The sequence below is a fragment of the Pseudomonas sp. FW507-12TSA genome (genome assembly GCF_058781435.1).
The window spans coordinates 159,653-180,425 of the sequence record NZ_JBYSWT010000011.1 but is presented as its reverse complement, the minus strand read 5'-3'; the positions used below and the strand labels follow the sequence as shown (position 1 = coordinate 180,425).

At 63.7% G+C, this 20,773-nt stretch carries 24 protein-coding genes; 18 read left to right on the top strand and 6 right to left on the bottom strand.

Going from position 1 to position 20,773, the window contains the following annotated elements:
- The first annotated feature begins 352 nt into the window (after window positions 1-352).
- Window positions 353-1,240, top strand: a complete 888-nt coding sequence (gene rhtA / locus AC3WK8_RS13175; RefSeq protein WP_103324971.1) for a threonine/homoserine exporter RhtA — start codon at window positions 353-355, stop codon at window positions 1,238-1,240.
- A gap of 158 nt (window positions 1,241-1,398) precedes the next feature.
- Window positions 1,399-1,683, top strand: a complete 285-nt coding sequence (locus tag AC3WK8_RS13170) for a hypothetical protein (protein WP_103324970.1) — start codon at window positions 1,399-1,401, stop codon at window positions 1,681-1,683.
- A gap of 9 nt (window positions 1,684-1,692) precedes the next feature.
- Here the strand turns inward: AC3WK8_RS13170 and AC3WK8_RS13165 are convergent, their stop codons facing one another.
- Window positions 1,693-2,262 carry a TetR/AcrR family transcriptional regulator gene (locus AC3WK8_RS13165; RefSeq protein WP_085596670.1) on the bottom strand — a complete coding sequence of 190 codons (570 nt, stop codon included), beginning with the start codon at window positions 2,260-2,262 and terminating at the stop codon, window positions 1,693-1,695.
- A gap of 93 nt (window positions 2,263-2,355) precedes the next feature.
- Between AC3WK8_RS13165 and AC3WK8_RS13160 the strand changes: the two genes are divergently transcribed.
- Entirely contained in the window at window positions 2,356-3,090 is a 735-nt protein-coding gene (locus AC3WK8_RS13160) for an SDR family oxidoreductase (protein ID WP_022639865.1), read from the top strand.
- A gap of 35 nt (window positions 3,091-3,125) precedes the next feature.
- On the top strand, window positions 3,126-3,722 hold the full coding sequence (locus AC3WK8_RS13155; protein ID WP_103324969.1) for a 2-hydroxychromene-2-carboxylate isomerase: 597 nt from the start codon (window positions 3,126-3,128) through the stop codon (window positions 3,720-3,722).
- A gap of 76 nt (window positions 3,723-3,798) precedes the next feature.
- Here AC3WK8_RS13155 and AC3WK8_RS13150 read toward each other — a convergent pair whose 3' ends face one another.
- From AC3WK8_RS13150 to AC3WK8_RS13135, 4 genes are all read right to left on the bottom strand, one after another.
- Window positions 3,799-5,607, bottom strand: a complete 1,809-nt coding sequence (locus AC3WK8_RS13150; RefSeq protein WP_085596672.1) for an aminopeptidase P family protein — start codon at window positions 5,605-5,607, stop codon at window positions 3,799-3,801.
- Between the two features lie 54 nt (window positions 5,608-5,661).
- Window positions 5,662-6,819, bottom strand: a complete 1,158-nt coding sequence (locus AC3WK8_RS13145; RefSeq protein WP_103324968.1) for an aminotransferase class V-fold PLP-dependent enzyme — start codon at window positions 6,817-6,819, stop codon at window positions 5,662-5,664.
- 209 nt (window positions 6,820-7,028) lie between these two features.
- Entirely contained in the window at window positions 7,029-7,643 is a 615-nt protein-coding gene (locus AC3WK8_RS13140; RefSeq protein WP_103324967.1) for a LysE family translocator, read from the bottom strand.
- A 104-nt stretch (window positions 7,644-7,747) separates the two neighbouring features.
- A complete protein-coding gene (locus tag AC3WK8_RS13135; protein ID WP_103324966.1) occupies window positions 7,748-8,008 on the bottom strand; it encodes a hypothetical protein in 261 nt (86 codons plus the stop codon).
- 401 nt (window positions 8,009-8,409) lie between these two features.
- Between AC3WK8_RS13135 and msuE the strand changes: the two genes are divergently transcribed.
- The 4 genes from msuE (at window position 8,410) to AC3WK8_RS13115 (ending at window position 12,531) form a co-directional block, all read left to right on the top strand.
- Window positions 8,410-8,973, top strand: coding sequence for an FMN reductase (msuE, locus tag AC3WK8_RS13130; protein WP_022639949.1), 564 nt, complete (start codon window positions 8,410-8,412; stop codon window positions 8,971-8,973).
- Between the two features lie 9 nt (window positions 8,974-8,982).
- Window positions 8,983-10,119, top strand: a complete 1,137-nt coding sequence (gene ssuD / locus AC3WK8_RS13125) for an FMNH2-dependent alkanesulfonate monooxygenase (protein WP_085596677.1) — start codon at window positions 8,983-8,985, stop codon at window positions 10,117-10,119.
- Between the two features lie 100 nt (window positions 10,120-10,219).
- Complete coding sequence (locus AC3WK8_RS13120; RefSeq protein ID WP_103324965.1) at window positions 10,220-11,407, top strand: acyl-CoA dehydrogenase family protein; 1,188 nt, start codon at window positions 10,220-10,222, stop codon at window positions 11,405-11,407.
- A gap of 23 nt (window positions 11,408-11,430) precedes the next feature.
- The gene (locus tag AC3WK8_RS13115; RefSeq protein ID WP_022639952.1) at window positions 11,431-12,531 is read left to right on the top strand and encodes a sigma-54 interaction domain-containing protein; all 1,101 of its coding nucleotides are present in this window, start codon (window positions 11,431-11,433) and stop codon (window positions 12,529-12,531) included.
- Here the strand turns inward: AC3WK8_RS13115 and AC3WK8_RS13110 are convergent.
- Window positions 12,528-12,893 carry an antibiotic biosynthesis monooxygenase gene (locus AC3WK8_RS13110; RefSeq protein WP_103324964.1) on the bottom strand — a complete coding sequence of 122 codons (366 nt, stop codon included), beginning with the start codon at window positions 12,891-12,893 and terminating at the stop codon, window positions 12,528-12,530. The two genes, AC3WK8_RS13115 and AC3WK8_RS13110, sit on opposite strands and share 4 nt — an antisense overlap.
- Window positions 12,894-12,998: 105 nt before the next feature.
- Between AC3WK8_RS13110 and soxR the strand changes: the two genes are divergently transcribed.
- The 10 genes from soxR (at window position 12,999) to AC3WK8_RS13060 (ending at window position 20,661) form a co-directional block, all read left to right on the top strand.
- A complete protein-coding gene (gene soxR, locus AC3WK8_RS13105; RefSeq protein WP_022639954.1) occupies window positions 12,999-13,478 on the top strand; it encodes a redox-sensitive transcriptional activator SoxR in 480 nt (159 codons plus the stop codon).
- A 198-nt stretch (window positions 13,479-13,676) separates the two neighbouring features.
- Window positions 13,677-14,144 (top strand): VOC family protein, encoded by a 468-nt coding sequence (locus AC3WK8_RS13100; protein ID WP_085596679.1) that lies wholly within the window; start codon window positions 13,677-13,679, stop codon window positions 14,142-14,144.
- Between the two features lie 300 nt (window positions 14,145-14,444).
- Window positions 14,445-15,656 carry a PepSY-associated TM helix domain-containing protein gene (locus AC3WK8_RS13095; RefSeq protein ID WP_031320230.1) on the top strand — a complete coding sequence of 404 codons (1,212 nt, stop codon included), beginning with the start codon at window positions 14,445-14,447 and terminating at the stop codon, window positions 15,654-15,656.
- Window positions 15,653-16,195, top strand: a complete 543-nt coding sequence (locus tag AC3WK8_RS13090; protein ID WP_085596680.1) for a PA2404 family protein — start codon at window positions 15,653-15,655, stop codon at window positions 16,193-16,195. Before AC3WK8_RS13095 ends, AC3WK8_RS13090 begins: the two co-directional genes overlap by 4 nt.
- Window positions 16,192-16,530 (top strand): hypothetical protein, encoded by a 339-nt coding sequence (locus tag AC3WK8_RS13085; protein WP_103324963.1) that lies wholly within the window; start codon window positions 16,192-16,194, stop codon window positions 16,528-16,530. The genes AC3WK8_RS13090 and AC3WK8_RS13085 overlap by 4 nt, the downstream gene beginning before the upstream one ends.
- Window positions 16,527-17,099, top strand: a complete 573-nt coding sequence (locus tag AC3WK8_RS13080; protein WP_103324962.1) for a DUF6162 family protein — start codon at window positions 16,527-16,529, stop codon at window positions 17,097-17,099. Before AC3WK8_RS13085 ends, AC3WK8_RS13080 begins: the two co-directional genes overlap by 4 nt.
- Window positions 17,100-17,135: 36 nt before the next feature.
- Window positions 17,136-18,065 carry a metal ABC transporter substrate-binding protein gene (locus tag AC3WK8_RS13075; RefSeq protein ID WP_103324961.1) on the top strand — a complete coding sequence of 310 codons (930 nt, stop codon included), beginning with the start codon at window positions 17,136-17,138 and terminating at the stop codon, window positions 18,063-18,065.
- Window positions 18,062-18,805, top strand: a complete 744-nt coding sequence (locus AC3WK8_RS13070) for a metal ABC transporter ATP-binding protein (RefSeq protein ID WP_053133004.1) — start codon at window positions 18,062-18,064, stop codon at window positions 18,803-18,805. The genes AC3WK8_RS13075 and AC3WK8_RS13070 overlap by 4 nt, the downstream gene beginning before the upstream one ends.
- Window positions 18,805-19,704 carry a metal ABC transporter permease gene (locus tag AC3WK8_RS13065; RefSeq protein WP_022639961.1) on the top strand — a complete coding sequence of 300 codons (900 nt, stop codon included), beginning with the start codon at window positions 18,805-18,807 and terminating at the stop codon, window positions 19,702-19,704. The genes AC3WK8_RS13070 and AC3WK8_RS13065 overlap by 1 nt, the downstream gene beginning before the upstream one ends.
- Window positions 19,705-20,661 carry a metal ABC transporter solute-binding protein, Zn/Mn family gene (locus AC3WK8_RS13060; RefSeq protein WP_085596684.1) on the top strand — a complete coding sequence of 319 codons (957 nt, stop codon included), beginning with the start codon at window positions 19,705-19,707 and terminating at the stop codon, window positions 20,659-20,661.
- The last annotated feature ends 112 nt before the right edge of the window (window positions 20,662-20,773 follow it).

Sequence of the window (20,773 nt, the reverse complement as noted above, 5' to 3'; positions counted from 1 at the left end):
TTAACCGCTTTCGACCGAGAGGATCGAAACGCTAACAAGGCCACTTTCGCTGCCTTATCAGCTCCTTTCGGGCTTCGATGAACTGAAGCGTGACCGCTGTCGAAATCTTCGTAACTCGTTGAATCTAAAGGAGTTTTTCGTTTCGACTGCGCCGGAAGTGGGGCGAATTATAGACCTGTAGAATCTGCCGTCAAGCATTAATTTGCATTTTCTATGACTCAACGCAAAACAGCCGATTCGACACCTCTATATAGAAGCATGAAAAAGACTTTGCGCACTATATTGCTCATCTAACGTTAGTTGAGCATCATGCGCCAAGTACTCTTTCTTCCCCATACCTTGGACGCCCTGCATGAACGACCACCCCCGCAGCCTCGCCTCGACCTTGTTTCCGGTCGGCCTGCTGCTTATTGCCATGGCCTCGATCCAATCAGGAGCCTCCCTGGCCAAGAGCATGTTCCCCGTCGTGGGCGCGCAAGGCACCACAGCCCTCAGGCTGGTTTTCGCCAGTGTCATAATGCTGCTCCTGCTAAGACCCTGGCGTGCCAGGTTCACCGGCAAGACATTACGCACGGTGCTGGTCTACGGCATGGCATTGGGTGGAATGAACTTCCTCTTCTATATGTCCCTGCGCAGCGTGCCACTAGGAATCGCCGTGGCCCTGGAGTTCACCGGCCCACTGGCCGTAGCTCTCTGCGCCTCGCGCAGGCCACAGGACTTTCTATGGATAGCCCTGGCGATCGTCGGCCTGGTGCTACTGATCCCGACCGGAGCCACCGAGACCGCCATCGACCTGGTCGGTGCCAGCTATGCATTGGGCGCGGGAATCTGCTGGGCGCTCTATATCCTCTTCGGCCAAAAGGCCGGTGCTGAGAACGGGATCCAGACAGCAGCCCTTGGCGTGTTGATCGCAGCACTGCTGGTCGCCCCCATAGGTATCGCCCATGCCGGCGCGGCACTGCTCACTCCATCCCTGATCCCCGTAGCGCTGGGGGTGGCCGTATTATCCACCGCACTGCCCTACAGCCTGGAAATGGTCGCGCTGACTCGCATCCCCGCACGAACCTTCGGCACCCTGATGAGCATCGAGCCTGCCTTCGGTGCACTCTCCGGCCTGCTGTTCCTGCATGAATACCTGTCCCTGGCTCAATGGGCCGCAATCGCTTGCATCATCCTCGCTTCCGTTGGGGCCACCCTGACCATGCGCCGCGACTCAAAGCCATTAGTTGCAGCTGATTGAGAAGCAACTCTGGTAATTGACGCTCAATTAGGCCATGTTTAGCCGGCTGTTCAACGTCACCCAGGAAGTTGTCGGACAGGGATATCGCCAACGCAAAAGACGCCAGATACTGCAGTCACACTCGGGCACCAGATCCGAGGCTAGCGATAAGGACGGGGATGAAACGATTTTTGATTCTGCTGACCATACTTGCCATTACAGGTTGTGCGGCAACCACCAGCAAGACCGAAGTCAAACGGGGTAAAAAAGGACTCCACATCAGTTGCTCGGGTTTGTCCTCTTCTTGGGACAAGTGCTACACCAAGGCAAGCGAGTCCTGCGGACCGAAAGGTTACAAGGTGATCGCCAAATCAGGCGATGCGGTCGAAGATCCAGGGGATTACCCCTTCGGCCTTAACCCTGCCGGCTATACCAGCCGCAGCATGATCGTGATCTGCAAATAACCCGACTTCTCAGTCTTGGGACAGGCGCTCCAGTTGTCCGATGATCTGTTCATGATTGCCGGCCAGGAGCTGCTCCTGGAGGCTCGGGCTCACCAGCATCCGCGCCACCACCAGGGCCCCCACGCATTGCGCCAGGATCGACCAGGCCAGGCTCTCGCTGCCCAGCGTTTGCGCCCAGGCCTGGTGTAATCGATAGATAAGATCCTCGGCCCGCTGGCGCACCTCCCCAGGGCCTCGGGAAATCTCCGCCCCCAGCGCCGGCAACGCGCAGCCTGCTCCCGGCTGCTGCACATGGGCCATGCTCAAGTACTGCTTCAGGCAGCGTCGCAACTTCTCCCGATCGTGCTGGCCGTTGCCTGCCAGACGCTCCAGGCTCTGGCGCAGTTCGCGCTCGACAATCGAACCGAACAGCTCGTCCTTGGAAGCGAAATGGCTGTAGAAAGCCCCGCCGCTCAGGCCGATGGCCTTCATCAAGGCATCGACCCCAACAGTGGAAAAACCTTCGTCCTTGGCCTGGACCGAACTGCTCTGCAACAGGCGTTCACGGGTTTCCTGCTTGTGACCGGCGGAATAACGCATCCCTGAAAGCTCCCCTAGACATTCTTGACGACTGAAAAATCATAGCATAACGTTCGTTTATCTAACGATCGTTTACCAAAGAGCGAGCCCCTCATGACCTTGAACAAGAAGAAAGTCGTACTGGTGGTTGGTGCCGGCGATGCCACAGGTGGCGCCATTGCCAAACGTTTCGCCGCCGAAGGTTTCATCGCCTGCGTAACCCGGCGCAGCGCGGACAAACTGCAACCTCTGGTGCAAAGCATCCAGCAGGCAGGCGGCGAGGCCCATGGCTTCGCGTGTGACGCCCGCAAGGAAGAGGAAGTGATCGCCCTGGTCGAACAGATCGAAACGCAGCTCGGCCCCATCGAAGCCTTCGTATTCAACATAGGTGCCAACGTGCCGTGCAGCATCCTCGAGGAAACGGCGCGCAAGTATTTCAAGATCTGGGAAATGGCCTGTTTTTCCGGGTTCCTCAATGCCCGTGAAGTGGCCAAGCGCATGGCTACCCGCCAGCGCGGCACCATCCTGTTCACTGGCGCGACCGCCGGGATACGGGGTGCCGCCGGGTTTGCCGCCTTCGCCGGAGCCAAGCACGGCATTCGCGCCCTGGCCCAGAGCATGGCCCGCGAGCTGGGGCCAATGAATATCCATGTGGCCCACGTCATAGTCGACGGCGCCATCGATACCGACTTCATCCGCAGCACATTCCCCGAGAAATACGCCCTCAAGGACCAGGACGGCATTCTCGATCCCGAGCATATCGCCGAGAACTATTGGTACCTGCACAGCCAACCCCGGGATGCCTGGACCTTCGAGATGGACCTGCGCCCCTGGAGCGAGCGCTGGTGACCCCTCTCTGCAAGAACAATCATCGAGATTCGATCATGAGCAAAAGCGTGGAGTTCTTCTTCGACCTGGGCAGCCCGACCGCCTACCTGGCCTACACCCAACTGCCGCAGATCTGTGCCCAGACCGGCAGCCAACTGATCTACCACCCCATGCTGCTGGGAGGCGTCTTCAAGACCACAGGCAATGCCTCCCCCATCAGCATCCCCGCCAAGGGGCGCTACATGCTGCACGACCTGGCACGTTTCGCCCGGCGCTACCAGGTGCAGCTCAGCTTCAACCCGCACTTCCCCATCAACACCCTGTTGCTGATGCGCGCAACCACCGGTGTGCAGATGCGCCTGCCGGAACGTTTCGTCGACTTCATCGACTGCCTGTTCCGCGCACTCTGGGTCGACAAACAGAACCTCAACGACCCCACCACCGTGACCCAGGTCCTGGAACGAAGCAGTTTCGATCCACAGCAGATCCTCGACCTGAGCAATGATGAAGAGGTCAAGGCCAGGCTCAAGGACAAGACCGAGCAAGCGTTGCAGCGAGGAGTATTCGGTGCCCCCAGCATGTTCGTGGGAGACGAACTGTTCTTTGGCCAGGACCGCCTGGATTTCGTGCGCGAAGCACTGGCTGCACAGTAAGGCCGAGTGCTCCCGGTGGCCTTCACCGGGAGCACGCTCCTTGGCATCACCCGCCTTGCGCGGGTGATGGTGGTTTTCAGATTGCCGCGGTACGCACCTGCAGCCAATCCAGCGCCGCCCCTTGCAACAGGGGGCTCAGGCGCTGCCGCACTTCCTCGTGATAGGCATTGAACCACTCACGTTCTTGCTGGGTGAGCAACGAAGGCTCCAGGCAACGGGTATCGATGGGGCACAGGGTGAGGGTTTCGAAACGCAGGAACTCGCCGAACTCGCTGCTGCCCGCCTCGCGGTTCAACGCCAGGTTCTCGATACGCACCCCCCAACGTCCAGGGCGATAGGTCCCGGGCTCGATGGAGGTGATCATCCCCGGCTGCATCGCCGTCTGCGGTGTCGGCGCCGCCTGATAGGCGATCACCTGCGGACCTTCGTGGACATTGAGGAAATACCCGACGCCATGCCCGGTGCCATGCCCGTAGTCCACGCCTTCGGCCCAGATCGGCGCACGGGCGATGGCATCCAGCAAGGGCGAGAGAATGCCCCGCGGGAACTGCGCACGGGACAGCGCAATGACCCCCTTGAGCACCCGGGTGCAGTCACGCTTCTGCTCGGCGCTGGGCGTACCGATCGGCACCATGCGCGTGATGTCGGTGGTCCCCCCCAGGTACTGGCCGCCAGAGTCGATCAGCAACAAGCCGTCACCCTCGATCACCGCATGCTCCTGGGCAGTGGCGTGGTAATGGGGCATCGCGCCATTGGCGTTGAACGCCGCGATGGTATTGAAGCTCAGCGACACATAACCCGGACGCCGCTCACGGGCCGCGGTCAGGTGTTCATCGATGGTCAGCTCGGTGATACGCTCACGGCCCAGCGCACCGTCCAACCAGGCGAAGAACTCGCACAACGCCGCACCGTCCTGCTCCATGGCCTGGCGAATGTGTTCGGCATCGGCCAGGCTCTTGCGTGACTTGGCCAGGGTCGTGGGGTTGAGCCCTTCGACCAGCCGTACCTGCGGATCGAGGTGCTCCAGCAAGCCCACCGTGACCCGTGCCGGATCGATCAGCAGGCTCGCAGTGCCGGGTACCGCACCCAGGGCCGCCGCCACTTGTGAATAATCACGCAGGCTGACGCCATCGGCTTCAAGTACCGCACGCAGCTGCGCATCGATCTTGTCCAGGGCCACGAACAAGGTGGCCTGTTGCTGGCTGATCAGGGCGAAGGAAACGAATACCGGGTTGAAGGACACATCCGCGCCACGCAGGTTGAACAGCCAGGCGATGTCGTCCAGGGTGGCGATGAAATGCCAGTCCGCACCACGCTCCTTCAGCACCTCACGCAGCGCCGCGAGCTTCTCCACCCGGCTTTGCGTGGCCTGGGGCGGCAGGTGCGGGTACACCGGCTGGTCGGGCAACGCCGGGCGATCATGCCAGGCCTCCAGGAGCAAATCGATATCGGTACGCAGGCTGGCTCCACGCTCGGCCAGCTTGTCGCCCAGGGTACGGGCCGACGCCAGCGCCATGACCGCGCCATCCACTGCAACCACACCACCGGCAGGCGTCTGCTGTGCCAGCCAGTCCAGGGGACCGGGTTGGCCAGGCAAGAGCTTCACCAACTCGATGCCGCTGCCCTTGAGTTCCTTGGTGGCCTGCTCCCAGTAACGACTATCGGCCCACACGCCGGCAAAGTCCGCAGTCACGATCAAGGTGCCGACCGAACCGTGGAAACCCGACAACCATTGGCGCCCCTGCCAGTAGCCCGGCAGGTATTCCGACAGATGCGGATCGGCCGAGGGCACCAGCAGGGCATGGATACCCTCGCGATTCATCAACTGGCGGACATGCGCCAGGCGCTGGGGGACCCCTGCGTTGGTCGAAGGCTGCGTACTCATTGTGTCTCCTTAACCGGCTAATCATTGTTATGGAAGATCGGGGCCGCCCGATCCTCAGGTCTTGGCTCCGGCCCAGAATGCCGGAGCAGTGGCGAGTGACGCCTTGATCAGTTGTGCTGCACGGTCCACATCCTGCTCGGTGGTGAAACGTCCGAGACTCAAGCGAATGGTCCTGCCGGCCTGCCGGGCATCGAGCCCCAGCGCCAACAGCACGTGGGACGGGGTATTGCTTGCCGAATTGCAGGCCGACGTAGCGGAAAACGCCATGGACGCACTCAATGCGGCGGCATCGAACCCACCTTCGGCGAAGGTCAGGCTCAAGGTATGGGGTATGCGCTGGGTATCACTGCCATTGAGGCGCAGGCCGGCGATATCGGCCAATTGCGCGAGCAGCCGCTGGCGCAGGCGGGCGATCTTTGCGGTCTCCTCCTGCCACGACTGCCCCGCCAAAGCGAAGGCCGCACCCATGGCGGCAATCTGGTGGGTGGCCAATGTCCCGGAACGCAGCCCACCCTCATGCCCGCCGCCATGGATCTGCGCCTGCAATCGCTGGCGAGCCCGGGGCCCGACATACAAGGCGCCAATGCCCTTGGGGCCGTAGAGCTTGTGGGCGGAAAACGACATCAGGTCCACCGGCCAGCGGGCGAGATCGATGGCGACCTTGCCGGCGCCCTGGGCGGCGTCCACATGCAACAAGGCCCCGTGCTCACGGACCACCTGGCCGATTGCCGGGATGTCGTTGAGAGTGCCGAGCTCGTTGTTCACCAGCATCAGCGACACCAGCACGGTGTCATCTCTCATGGCCCGGCTCACTGCCTCGGGGCCGATCAGCCCATCGGCATCGGGCGCCAGGTAGGTCACCGCCACGCCGGCATCCTGCAACTGCCGGGCAGTATCCAGAACCGCCTTGTGTTCGATCTGGCTGGTGATGACATGGCCGCGGGCCTGCGTCACGCCCTTGAGCGCCAGGTTGTTGGACTCGGTGGCCCCCGACGTCCAGACGATCTGTTCCGGCTCCGCACCGACCAATTGCGCCACCTGCCGCCGCGCATTCTCGACGCTGCGACGCGCCTGCTGGCCGAAGGCATGGGAGCTGGACGCCGGATTGCCGAAATTGCCATCGAAGCCCAGGCACTCGAGCATCACCTGGATGACCCGCTCATCCACCGGCGTGGTGGCAGCGTAATCAAGATAAAGAGGACGTGTGTTCATGGCTGAAAACCTGCAGAGCTTGTTCCAGGACCGGGGTCGACTCGAAAAAGAAGACCCATCGACGCGTCATTCGCAGCAGGCGCATCAACGGTAGTCAGCGAGGCGATACCCGATCAGATGCTTAAAGGAAGAGGACTTCATTTAAAAGTGCGTAGGAACGCTCCTGGCAGCCAGCTTAACAGGCCAGGACCGCAAAATTGAAGTGGGACTTAACAAAGGCTTTCCACCAGCAGTGGAACCAAGGACAGCACCAACAGCCCCGCCATCCCCAGGTTGAACAGGCGCAACCAGCGCGGATTGCGCAACACATTGCGCAGCAGGCTGCCGCAGGCCGCCCAGAGACTGACGGTCGGGGCATTGATCAGGGCAAATACCGCGGCGATCACCAGCACATTGGTGAAATAGCCTTGCAGCGGCGTATAGGTGCTGATGGCGCCCACAGCCATGACCCAGGCCTTGGGGTTGACCCACTGGAAAGCTGCGGCCCCCCAATACCCCAGGGGCCGGCCCCGGCCCTGCTGCTCATCGGATAGAGGACCGGAACGGGCGATCTTCCACGCCAGGTACAACAGGTAGGCCGCCCCGACATAGCGCAGCACGCCGTACAACAGTGGATAAGCCTCGAACACCGCCCCCAGGCCCAGGCCGACCGCCAGCACCAGCACGAAGAAACCGCAGCTGATGCCGAGGATATGCGCAATCGAGCGCCTGAAGCCGAAGTTCACGCCCGAGGCCAGCAACATGGTGTTGTTGGGGCCAGGGGTAATCGAAGTGACCAGGGCAAACAGGGCGAACGCCAACAGCAGGTCGGGGCTAAGCGGCATGGTTTGAAGAATCCGGGAGCAGGTCGGTCAGGCTTCGACCCTACTCCACGCCCACGGCGAAACCCACGGACAGTTGACGGAAACTTCGACCGGTACAGTCTTCTTCAACTGGCCGGCTGGATGCGACTGATACTACGTTGGGCGCTCATTTCACCGCTGTTGTCGAAGGCCGCCGAATGCCCCTGCAACTCGGCCTTCTTCTGCTGGTACTCCTCGAACGACAAGCCGCGCCGGCTCAGGGCTTCCAGGGCCAGCTCGCGGGTTTCCTGGGCGGTATAGGGGCGCAATTCCGGAGCACCGGGGCTGGCGCAACCGGCCAGGACACTGGAAACCAACAACAGCAAGACCACGGATAAAGCCTTCATGGCGGGCACCTGGAGCAGGTTGCGAACGATGGAGCCAGGCTACTCGCGGCCCGCGCGGGGCAAAAATCATCCCGCTCGATAGTCGCTATCGACTGTTCATGGATCGACGCTAATCAACAGGCATATTCCCAAGGATTCTATAAATAGAGAAACACGCTCTTTTGCGGAATAAAAAACAGCCTTTATAACAACCGCATCCCGTCATCCAACTGTTGCCAGGGCAACTGTTGCGCTGGCAACAGCCGATCAACAAAACAGTGCTGGTCCAACAACAGCCAAACCTTGCTCACAAGGCGCAAGCCACGTGGCACAAGGCTAACAGGGGGTTGGTACAGCTCTTGCTCCAGGGCCTGGCACCTGCCAAGGCTCGTCGAGCCACTGTCTTTGCCAAGGAGTTGTCCATGTCCCGTCCCTTGAATGTCGTTGCCCTCTCCGGTGGTACCTGGCGCCCGTCCCGGACCCTGGTCCTGACCCAGGCCCTGCTGGCCGAACTGTCGAGCCAACTGCCGATCGCCAGCCACCTGATCGAACTGGGCGACATTGCCCGGCCCGTGGGTGCGGCCCTGTCGCGCCAGGAACTGCCGCCTGAAGTGGAGGCCGAATTGCAAGCCATCGAGAGCGCCGACCTGCTGATCGTCGCCGCCCCGGTATATCGCGGCTCCTATCCGGGCCTGCTCAAGCACCTGTTCGACCTGATCGACCTCAACGCCCTGGTGGACACCCCGGTCCTGCTGGCCGCCACCGGCGGCAGCGAGCGGCATGCCCTGGTCCTGGACCATCAGTTGCGCCCACTGTTCAGCTTCTTCCAGGCCCTGACCCTGCCGATCGGCGTGTATGCCACCGAGGCCGACTTCAGCGACTACCGGATCACCAGCGAGCTGCTGCAGGCACGCATCCGCCTGGCCGCCGAGCGAGCCGCGCCACTGTTTGCCGCGCACCCGGACAAACTGCTGAAAATCGCCTGAGGAGCAAACATGGATGTGTTCTGGTTTCTCCCGACCCACGGCGACGGTCATTTCCTGGGCACCACCCAGGGTGCGCGCCCGGTCACTCTCAACTACCTCAAGCAAGTAGCCCAGGCCGCGGATAGCCTCGGCTACCACGGCGTGCTGATTCCCACCGGACGCTCCTGCGAGGACTCCTGGGTCATCGCCTCGGCCCTGGTGCCCCTGACCGAGCGCCTGCGCTATCTGGTGGCGATCCGCCCCGGGATCATCTCGCCCACGGTCTCGGCACGCATGGCCGCGACCCTTGACCGCCTGTCCAACGGCCGTTTGCTGATCAACGTGGTGACTGGCGGCGACCCGGACGAAAACCGTGGTGACGGCAGCTTCCTCAGCCATGGCGAGCGCTACGAGGTTACCGACGAATTCCTGCGGATCTGGCGCCGGGTCCTGCAAGGCGAGGCCGTGGATTTCCAGGGCAAGCACCTGCATGTGCAAAACGCCAAGGCCCTCTACCCGCCGGTGCAGAAGCCCTATCCACCGTTGTATTTCGGTGGTTCCTCCGAGGCTGCCCATGAACTGGCCGCCGACCAGGTGGACGTCTACCTGACCTGGGGCGAACCGCCAGCGGCAGTGGCGCAGAAGCTCGCCGACGTGCGCAAGCGCGCTGCCCGCAAGGGCCGCCAGGTGAAGTTCGGGATCCGCCTGCACGTCATCGTGCGCGAAACCGAAGAGCAAGCCTGGAAAGCCGCCGACCGGCTGATCGAGCACATCAGCGACGAAACCATCGCTGCCGCCCAGCAGTCGTTCGCGCGATTCGACTCCGAAGGCCAGCGACGCATGGCCGCCCTGCATGGCGGGCGCCGCGACCAGCTGCAAATCGCGCCCAACCTCTGGGCAGGGGTCGGCCTGGTACGCGGTGGCGCCGGTACCGCCCTGGTGGGCGATCCACGGCAAGTAGCCGAACGGATCAAGGAATATGCGGACCTGGGCATCGACAGCTTCATCTTCTCCGGCTATCCGCATCTTGAGGAGGCCTACCGCTTCGCCGAACTGGTGTTCCCGCTGCTACCGCAACCCTACGCCAGCCTGGCCGGCCGTGGCCTGACCAACCTGACCGGGCCGTTCGGCGAAATGATCGCCAACGACGTGCTGCCCAACCGCTGAGCTTCGCAGCCAGCCGTGGCCAGGCGCCCCTGGCGCCAGCGACGGCTCCTGCACCGTTCTTTCCCGGCCGCAGCGACGGCCAAATAATGAGGAACACCGCGTGACTGCCACACCGCAAAGCGCCCTGTTATCCCCCCTGCAGACCGCCCGCCAGCTAGCTGCCGAATTCGCCCTGAGCGCCGTCGAGCGCGATGAGCGCGGCGGCACTCCCAAGGCCGAGCGCGACGCCCTGCGCCACAGCGGCCTGCTGGCCCTGAGCATTCCCCGCCAGTTCGGCGGTCTCGGCGCCTCCTGGAGCGAAACCCTGCAAGTCGTTCGCGAATTCGCCAGGGTCGACAGCTCCATCGCCCATGTCTTCGGCTTCCATCACCTGATGCTGGCCACCGTGCGCCTGTTCGCCCGGCCCGAGCAGTGGCAGCCATGGTTCGAGCAGACGGCGCGCAAGAACTGGTTCTGGGGCAATGCCCTCAACCCCCTGGACACCCGCACGGTGGTAAAGAACCTGGGGGGCTGGCGCGAATTCTCCGGCAAGAAGAGCTTCTGTTCCGGGGCCAGTGATTCGGAAATGCTCATCGCCTCGGCGGTGGACGAGAGCAACGGCGGCAAATTGCTGATCGCGGCGATTCCCAGCGGCCGCAGCGGCATCACCCTGCACAACGACTGGAACAATATCGGCCAGCGCCAGACCGACAGTGGCAGCACCACCTTCGAGCGGGTCAGGGTCGAGGAGTCCGAACTGCTGCTGGACCCGGGCCCGCTCAGCACGCCATTCGCCTGCCTGCGCCCATTGATCGCCCAATTGACCTTCAGCCACATGTTCCTCGGAATCGCCGAAGGTGCCTTCGCCGAGGCCCGGCAATACACCCTCGGCGAAACCCGGGTCTGGCATCGCTCCAACGCCCGCGACATCAGCCAAGATCCCTACATCCTCAGCCACTACGGCGAGTTCTGGGTGGCCCTGGAAGGTATCCGCCTATTGGTGGAACGAGCTGGCGTCATGCTGGACCAGGCCTGGGCCAAAGGCCCCGCCCTGGGCGCCGAAGAGCGGGGACACCTGGCCACCGCCATCGCTACCGCCAAGGTCGCCGCCAGCCGCCAGGGCCTGGAGCTGTGCAGCCGGTTGTTCGAGGTCACCGGGGCTCGCTCGACCCATGCTTCCCTGGGCCTGGACCGGCATTGGCGCAACCTGCGCACCCAGACCCTGCACGACCCACTGGACTACAAGCTCCATGAGCTGGGGGACTGGGCGCTGAACCAGGCCCTGCCGACCCCGACTTTCTATTCCTAGCCTTCTGCCTGCGGAGAATGCCCATGCAGCTTCTGACCCTGCCCCCCTCGCCCGCCCTGGCGACCTCGATCCGCGCCACTGCCCAAGTGTTCGAGGACCCGAAATCCCAAGCCTTGCTGGCCCACCTGCAGCAGGTGGCGCCAAGCGAGGCCAGCGTGCTGATCATTGGCGAGACCGGGACCGGCAAGGAGTTGGTGGCGCGGCATATCCATAACCTCAGCGCACGACGCAACCGCCCTTTCGTGGCGGTCAACTGCGGGGCCTTTTCGGAATCCCTGGTGGAAGCCGAACTGTTCGGCCATGAAAAAGGCGCCTTCACCGGCGCCCTCAGCGCCAAGGCCGGCTGGTTCGAGGAAGCCGATGGCGGCACCTTGTTCCTGGACGAGATCGGCGACCTGCCCATGGCCATCCAGGTCAAGCTGTTGCGGGTGTTGCAGGAGCGTGAAGTCGTGCGCCTGGGATCACGCAAGAGCATCCCCATCGATGTGCGCGTGCTGGCAGCCACCAACGTGCAGCTGGAAAAGGCCATCAACGCCGGGAATTTCCGCGAAGACCTGTACTACCGCCTGGATGTGGTCGGCCTGGAACTGAGCCCGCTGCGAGAACGCCCCGGTGACATCCTGCCGCTGACTCGGCACTTCATCGAGGCCTACAGCCAGCGCCTGGGCTACGGCAACATCAGCATCAGCCCGCAGGCCGAGCACAAGCTCAAGAGCTACAGCTGGCCGGGCAACATCCGCGAGCTGGAAAACGTCATCCACCACACCCTGCTGATCTGCCGCGACGGGGTTATCGCCGAGGGCGACCTGCGCTTGTCGAACATGCGTATCGAACGCGCCGACGACGGCCACTGCGGCCCCGACGACTCAGCCGAGGGCCTGTTGGAGCGGGCCTTCCAGAAACTCTTCGCGGAGCAGGCCGGCGCGCTCCACGAAAAGGTCGAGGACGCCCTCTTGCGCGCGGCCTACCGCTTCAGCCACTACAACCAGGTGCACACCGCCAACCTCCTGGGGCTGAGCCGCAACGTCACCCGGACCCGGCTGATCAAGATCGGCGAGCTGGCGGTGAACAAGCGCCGGCCTGCGGACAACCTCAACGAGCGCACCCTGCAGTTGTCGATCTAGCCCGGCAAGTGGCAATGCAAGGCATCGTCATGGCTGCGGGCGATGCTGGTGCGTACCTGGAAGGAACCGAAGGTCACGGTCTTGGCCTGGTGCGCCAGGATCAGTTGCCAGAAGTCCTGCTCGCCACTCTCGAAACGCTGGAACGCCGCCTCGCCGGCCTCGCGGGTTTGCCACTGCAGGTAGTTGAGCACCCGCCGCCCATCGTCGCTGGCTTGCACGCTGGCACTGAGGAAACCGCCGTAGCCCTGGGCCAGCCGTTCGCTCTGCGCTGCCAGGGCCGATACCAGCGCCTCTTGTTGGCGAGGCTCGATCTCGAACTCGATCAATTGGGTGAAGCTGCGATGTCTTTCAAAGGCGCTCATGGGTCATTCCCTACTGCGGAAGAGGATCTTGCGGTTGGATATGCGGCAGGGTAAAACCTCTAGTTAAGTAAAGGTCAAGCCCGTTTTTCACTTTTGGCGCCCTCGATGATCGATCACGACACCATCCACAAGGAACTCACCGTCGGCCAACTGGCCGCCCGCAGCGGAGTAGCGGTCACCGCGCTGCATTTCTACGAAACCAAGGGGCTGATCAAGAGCCAGCGCAACCAGGGCAATCAACGCCGCTATCCACGCTCGGTGCTGCGCCGGGTGGCGTTGATCAAGGTGGCCCAGCGCCTGGGCATTCCCCTGGCGGAGATTGGCCGGGCCCTGGCCACCCTGCCTGATGACCGGGCGCCCAGCGCCGCGGATTGGCAGCGCTTGTCGGAGCAATGGAGCCGCGAGCTGGACGCCCGCATCCAGCAGCTCACCTTGCTGCGCGAACGCCTGAACCTGTGCATCGGCTGCGGCTGCCTGTCGATGCAAGGCTGTCCGCTGCGCAACCAGGGCGACTATCTCGGGGAAACCGGCCAGGGCGCCCGCCTGCTGGAACCCGATGCGCCCAGCGATGACCTGGCACCTTAGGCATGTCGAGACGGCAACCGTCGAACCGAAAGATCCGCCCTCAAGGCTCATGGGGACTGCTGGGCCAGATCCCTGGGCAAATCGCCGAAGGCTGCTGCCCGAACTGCACCTCGTCGGCCCATCCCGGTCCTGCAACATTGGGGGTATAGAGTGAAAGTGCTCGATCCACCTCCCATAACAAGAGCAAGGAGCCCCATCATGAGCGTCAAACCCATTCCCGAAGGTTTCATTGGCGTCACTCCCTACCTGGGTATCCGCCAGGCCGCCGAAGCCATCGAGTTCTACAAGAAGGCCTTCGGCGCCGAGCAAACCATGCGCCTGGACATGCCCGATGGCAGTGTCGGCCATGCCGAGCTGCTTATCGGCGGCGCGCCCATCATGCTCGGCAGCCCTTGCGAGGAAACGCCGATGGGCAGTCCCGAAGCCCACAAGACCTCGGTGGGCCTGCATCTGTACGTCGAAGATGTCGACAGCTACTTCGCCAGGGCGATTGCCGCCGGTGCCAGCGAAGCGGAACCGATCAAGGACCAGTTCTATGGTGACCGCAGCGGTGCCCTGCGCGATCCTTTCGGGCATGTCTGGTTCATCGCCACCCGCAAGGAAAACCTGACGGTCGAGGAGATCAAGCAGCGCGCCGTAGAGCTGTTCCAGCAACAGTCGCAGTGATCCCCCCAGCGCCTTCACCTTTCGCCGCTGGCGCCAGCGGATTGCCGGCCCCGGTGGTCGGCAATCCCTCCTCAACGCCAGCGGGCCGGCATCAGCCGATCCACACATCATCCTGATTCCTGGGCCCAGGAAGGCTCTGTAACATTTACTTTCATATCCGGCTTCGGGATTTACGATTCTCATTCGTCTTAACTAGATGCAGCAGGCCGCGTTGGCCATGGCTATGCCCAGCGAGAACCACATCAGGGCCAGCCCGGAGTTCCAGCGCCGCTCCACTCCTCGAATCAAGACGCCCATTCAATGTCGAAGAAATCCCGCTCAAAAATCTGGTTTCTAGTGCACAGCTGGCTGGCACTGCCCATCTGGTTCTTCGTGCTGATCGTCTGCGTCACCGGCACCCTGGCAGTGGTCAGCCAGGAAATCGTCTGGCTGGCCAACCCCGATGTCCGTGCCAGCAAACCCACGGACGACGCCCAACCCCTGAACTACGACCAGATCGTCCAGGCCATCAAGCGCGCCGAACCCCAGACCCGGGTGGACACCATCATCACCCCGGATGAAAGCCATTTTGCCTTGAGCGTCAACGTCACTTATCCGGACGGCCGCTCGCCCACGCTGTACGTCAACCCCTATACCGGAGCGATCCAGGGCGCGAGCCCGGACTTCGACTTCCAGGCCTTCACCCGCGCCCTGCATGGCTGGTGGCTGGTGCCCTTCACCAACGGCTATAGCTGGGGCTGGTACCTCGTATCGTTCCTCGGCGTACCGATGCTGATCTCGTTGATCACCGGCCTTGTGGTCTACAAGAAGTTCTGGAAGGGCTTTCTCAAGCCGACCCTGCGCCTGCGCCATGGCGCGCGGATCTTCTGGGGCGACTTCCATCGCCTGAGCGGCATCTGGTCGATCTGGTTCATCGCGGTGATTTCCATCACCGGTATCTGGTTTCTCATTCGCGCAATCCTGGGCGACAACCACATCAGCATCTCCAGCGAACCCATAGTCCCGGTGATCGCCCGGGAGCAGGTTCCGGTCAGCACCGACGGCAGCCCCGCGCCGATGATCAGCCTGGAACAGGCCATCGGCACCGCCACCCAGAAGATTCCCGGGTTCGACATCAGCTTCGTCAGCTTGCCGAGCAATGCCTATAGCCACCTGTACGTGGGCGGGCGCGGCTGGTATCCGCTGATGTTCCAGACCGCCAACATCAACCCCTACACCGGCTCCCTGGACTCCTCGTACCTGCTGGGCGACCGCTCCACCCTGGAGTTCGTCACCGAATCCATGCGCCCCCTGCATACCGGGGACTTCGGCGGGATCTGGATCAAGCTGGTCTGGTTCTTCTTCGGCCTGGTGCTGAGCATGATGGTGCTCAGCGGCCTGCTGATCTGGACCAAACGCACCGCCCTGGCCACCGCCAACGCCCTCAAGCGCGAGGAAAAGGCCGCCCGTGCCCGCCCTGCCCGCAATCCCGCCCCGGCCCTGGGCCGGGAAACCTCGGAGAGTCCCCTGTGAGCCAGACCCAAACCGCCACCGCGGATTCATCCCTGAGCCGCTTCTGGCACAAGTGGCGCTTTCACCTGAATATCCTCCTGGTGCTGATTCCCCTGGGATTCATGCCCAAGTACTTCGCCGATGCCGCGCTGTTTCGCGGTGATAGCGGCCTGGGCGAACGGGAGATCGGCGAAGTCCAGGTCGGACCCTGGAGCCTGCGCCTGGCCGAGATGCGCATCGAGCCACCGCGCAGCGACGGCCCCGCCGGTTATCTGAAACGCTTCAATGCCGCCCTGTGCCAGGCCTGCATCGAGCCGGTCAAGGCCACCTACCTGCGCATCGGCAAGCCTCGCAGCCTGCGGGCCGCCGGAGTGATCTTCTTCGGCAGCCCGTACCGCATGGGCGCCAGCCTGCCAATTCCGGAAAAGACCAAGGCCGACGCCGAGCTGTGGATCACCATGGAAGGCTGGGACGGCAGCATGCACCAGGCGGCCATTCCCCTGAGCCAGGCCTCGCCGGCCACCGTGGCCTGGCTCGAAAAACAAGGAGGCAAACCATGATCCGCGCACTCTTCACCCGACGCTTCGGCGCCACGCTCCTGCTGCTCGCTGGCGCAGCATTCAGCCACAGCGCCCTGGCCCATAACCCGATGTGCGAATGCAAGGCCATCGACGCCGAGCAGATCCGCTGCACCGGGGGCTTTTCCGATGGTAGCGGCGCCCCAGGCGTGACCCTGGACGTGATCGGCTACGACGAGACCATCCTGGTGCCCGGCAAGCTGGGAACCGACTCGACCCTGACCTTCAAGAAACCCACCAGCGAGTTCTACGTCCTGTTCGATGCCGGCCCCGGCCACGTCGTCGAGATCGACCAAGCGGATATCGAGACCCCATGACTCCTGCCACCACCCAGGTCGTGCGCCCCGCCGGCGCCGGTCATGAAACCCTGTATGTCCTGCTGCTGTGCCTGCTGATCCTTTGCGCAGCCGCCAGCGTGGTGCTGTGGCACAGCGAGGCGGACACCAGCAACACCATCGCCGCCCATCAACTGGATGCCCGCCGCGACCTGAGCGCCGGCGAACAAGGGATCTATGCCGACTTGCGGGTGACCCTCGACGAGATCCGCCTGCTGCAAACCGAAGGCCAGGCCCTGCCCAGTCCCGCGCAACTGGCCGAGGAAGGTTTCGCACCCTTCGCCCAGGACGCCAGCTCGGTCAGCCGTGGCGGACATGCCTGGCAGGTGCTGGACCAGGCCTACCTGGGGCTGAGCCAGAACCCACAGGTGGCCGGCTCCTTCCTGATGCGTATCGCCCCAGAGGATGACGCCCAGGTGGATATCTGGCTCAACCGCAGTCCCTCGGCCAGCGCCCCCCGCGACCTCGGCCAGCAACAGCTGATCGCCGCCGGCTGGCAGCAGGTGGTGGTGCAATTCGATGCCGGAGTGACCCGCCAGCACCGCCACTGAGCCCACGCATTCCCCCCGAGAGAAGAACACTAGCCCATGCCCATTTCATCTCCACGTCGTCCATTCTTGCAGGTGCTGCTGGTCAGCCTGCTGGCCCTCCTCCTCAGCCCCCTGGCCAGCGCCGATGGGGCCAAGCGCCTGCGCATCGGCATCACCCTGCACCCCTACTACAGCTATGTGGCCAACATCGTCGGTGACAAGGCCGACGTGGTGCCGCTGATCCCGGCCGGCTTCAACCCCCATGCCTACGAACCTCGCGCCGAGGACATCAAGCGCATCGGCACCCTGGACGTGATCGTGCTCAACGGCGTGGGCCACGACGACTTCGCCGATCGCATGATCGCCACCAGCGAGCGCCCGGACATCCCAGTGATCGAGGCCAACGAGAACGTACCGCTGCTGGCCGCCACCGGGATCGCCGCCCGCGGCGCCGGCAAGGTGGTCAACCCGCATACCTTCCTGTCCATCAGTGCTTCCATCGCCCAGGTCAACAACATCGCCCGGGAGCTGGGCAAGATGGACCCGGCCAATGCCAAGACCTACACCCAGAACGCCCGCGCCTACGGCAAGCGCCTGCGGCAGATGCGCGCCGATGCCCTGGCCAAGCTGACCCAGGCGCCCAACGCCGACCTGCGGGTGGCCACGGTGCACGCCGCCTACGACTACCTGCTGCGCGAATTCGGCCTGGAAGTCACCGCCGTGGTCGAGCCGGCCCACGGCATCGAGCCCAGCCCCAGCCAGTTGAAGAAGACCATCGACCAGCTGCGCGAACTGGACGTCAAGGTGATCTTCTCGGAAATGGACTTCCCCTCCACCTACGTCGATACCATCCAGCGTGAATCCGGGGTCAAGCTCTACCCGCTCTCGCACATTTCCTACGGCGACTACAGCGCCGACAAGTACGAGAAGGAAATGAAGGGCAACCTCGATACCGTGGTCCGCGCCATCCAGGAGGCCGGGGCATGACCGCCATCGAGACCCTGCTGCGGGGCCCGGCCATCGAGTTCGACCAGGTCAGCCTGGTCCTGGGCCGCACCACCATCCTCGACCAGGTGACGTTCCAGGTGCAGCCCGGCAGCCTGCACGCCCTGGTCGGCCCCAACGGTGGCGGCAAGAGTTCACTGATCAAGACCCTGCTGGGACAGATGCCCCACCAGGGCCAGTTGCGCCTGCAGTGGCCGGACGCCCCGGGCACCATCGGCTATGTACCCCAGGCCCTGGAGTTCGATCGTGGCCTGCCGATGACCGTGGACGATTTCATGGCCGCCATGTGCCAGCGCCGGCCGGCGTTTCTCGGCCTGAGCCGGCATTACGCCAAGGCCATCGGCGAAGCCCTGGAGCAAGTCGGCATGCAGGACAAGCGCAAGCGGCGCATGGGCGCCCTGTCCGGCGGCGAGCGCCAACGGGTGCTGCTGGCCCAGGGCCTGATTCCGGCACCGCAACTGGTGGTGCTGGACGAACCCATGTCGGCCCTGGACGAGGCCGGGATCCAGGTCTTCGAGCGCTTGCTCCAGGACTGGCGCCAGCGCGGCATCACTCTGTTGTGGATCGAGCACGACCTGGAAGCCGTGGGCCGCCTGGCGGACCGGGTCACCGGTCTCAATCGCCGGGTGCTGTTCGACGGCCCGGCGCAGCAGACCCTGACGCCGGAACGCCTGCTCAGCCTGTTTTCCACCCATCCACGAGCCGCCGGGAGCGCTGCCTGATGAGTTATGAAGCTTTCCGCCTGATGGTCCAGGGCTGGGCCTCTTCAGGCTACCTGCCGGAAGCCCTGGCCTACGGTTTCGTGGTCAATGCCCTGCTCGCCGGCCTGCTGATCGGCCCGGTGCTCGGCGGCCTGGGTACCCTGGTCGTGGTCAAGCGCTTCGCTTTCTTCTCCGAAGCCGTGGGCCACGCAGCCCTGACCGGGGTGGCCATCGGCATCCTCCTGGGCGAGCCCTACACCGGCCCCTACGGCAGCCTGTTCGGCTACTGCTTGCTGTTCGGCATCCTGCTCAACTACCTGCGCAATCGCACCGGCCTGGCCCCGGACACCCTGATCGGAGTGTTCCTCTCGGTGTCCCTGGCCCTGGGCGCCAGCCTGCTGCTGATCCTGGCCGGCAAGATCAACGTGCACATTCTCGAGAACGTACTGTTCGGCTCGGTGCTCACGGTCAATGGCGACGACCTGCTGGTGCTGCTGGTCGTCGGTAGCCTGGTCCTGGGCCTGAGCCTGCCGCTGTACAACCGCATCATGCTGGCCAGCTTCAACCCGCAGCTGGCAGCGGTACGCGGCGTGGCAGTGAAGACCCTGGACTATCTGTTCGTGATCCTGGTGACGCTGATCACCGTGGCCGCAGTGAAAGTCATCGGCGCGATCCTGGTCGGCGCCCTGCTGGTGATCCCGGCCGCCGCGGCGCGCCTGCTCAGCCAGTCGCTCAAGGGGTTCTTCTGGATCTCGGTGAGCATCGCCACCCTCTGCACCTTGTGCGGCATCCTGCTGCCGATCGTCTTCGACCTGCCGGTCCCCTCCGGCGCCGCGATCATCCTGGTGGCCGGCATCTGCTTCGCCCTCGCCGCCATCGCCCGCGGCACCGTCCCCAGCCTGAAAGGGAATATCGGATAAATGCACAATTCATCACCCAATCTGTCACTGCCGCGCCTGGCCCTGGTCCTGGTTCTCGGCGGCCTGCTCCATGCCCCGACCCTGTCGGCAGCGGACAATGTCCGCCAGCGCCAACCGGCACCCGCCGCCACCCAGCAGCCATTGACGGTGCTGGCCTCGCTGCCGGTGACCTTCGGCCTGGGGCAAATCCTGCTGCAAGGCACCGATGTCAAGCTCGAACGGGCCGCCCCGGCCAACCTGCCGGGCTCGCGGCAGACCGCCTACTTCACCGGGCGCGGTGCCCCGGCCCTGGGCAAGCTGGCCCAGGGTGCCGACGCGGTGATCGGCCTGCGTTCGATCTGGCCGGACGACCCGCTGTATCCCAACGCCCGGCGCAGCAATATCCGCATCGTCGAAATCGATGCCGCACGACCGGTGGATGGCGCCCTGCCCGGCGTCGCCCTGCAACCGGGCAAGAGCGACGGCCTGAACGCCCAGCCATGGTTGTCGAGCAATAACCTGGGACGCATGGCCGACGTACTGGCGGCCGACCTGGTGCGCCTGGCTCCCGCGGCCAAACCGCAGATCGAGAGCAACCTGGCCAACTTGAAACAGCGCCTGCTCAAGCTCAGCGCCGCCAGCGAGGCGCGCCTGGCCGAAGCCGACAACCTCAGCGTACTGAGCCTGTCCGAGCATTTCGGCTACCTGATCGGCGGCCTGAACCTGGAGTTGCTGGAGGTGGACGCCCGGGCCGACAACGAATGGACGCCCGAAGCCCTGAAAAAACTGCAGGCTCGACTCAAGGACAACGACGTGGCCCTGGTCCTGCATCACCGCCAGCCGTCGGAAGCACTGAAGGCCGCCATCAGCGCCGGCGGCAGTCAGTTGCTGGTGCTGGAAACCGACAGCGCCGACCCAGCTGGCGAGCTGGAAACCAACCAACAGAAGATCATCCAGGCCCTGGCCCCGCAAAGCTGAGCCTGTAACCGTTGCCGAAGCTGAAAACGGTCTGGGCGGTACCCCGTCGCAGGGCTGCAATGCGTCCATGACCTGGAAGCTCGGCAACGGCTACAAGTGATGCCGCGGCGCT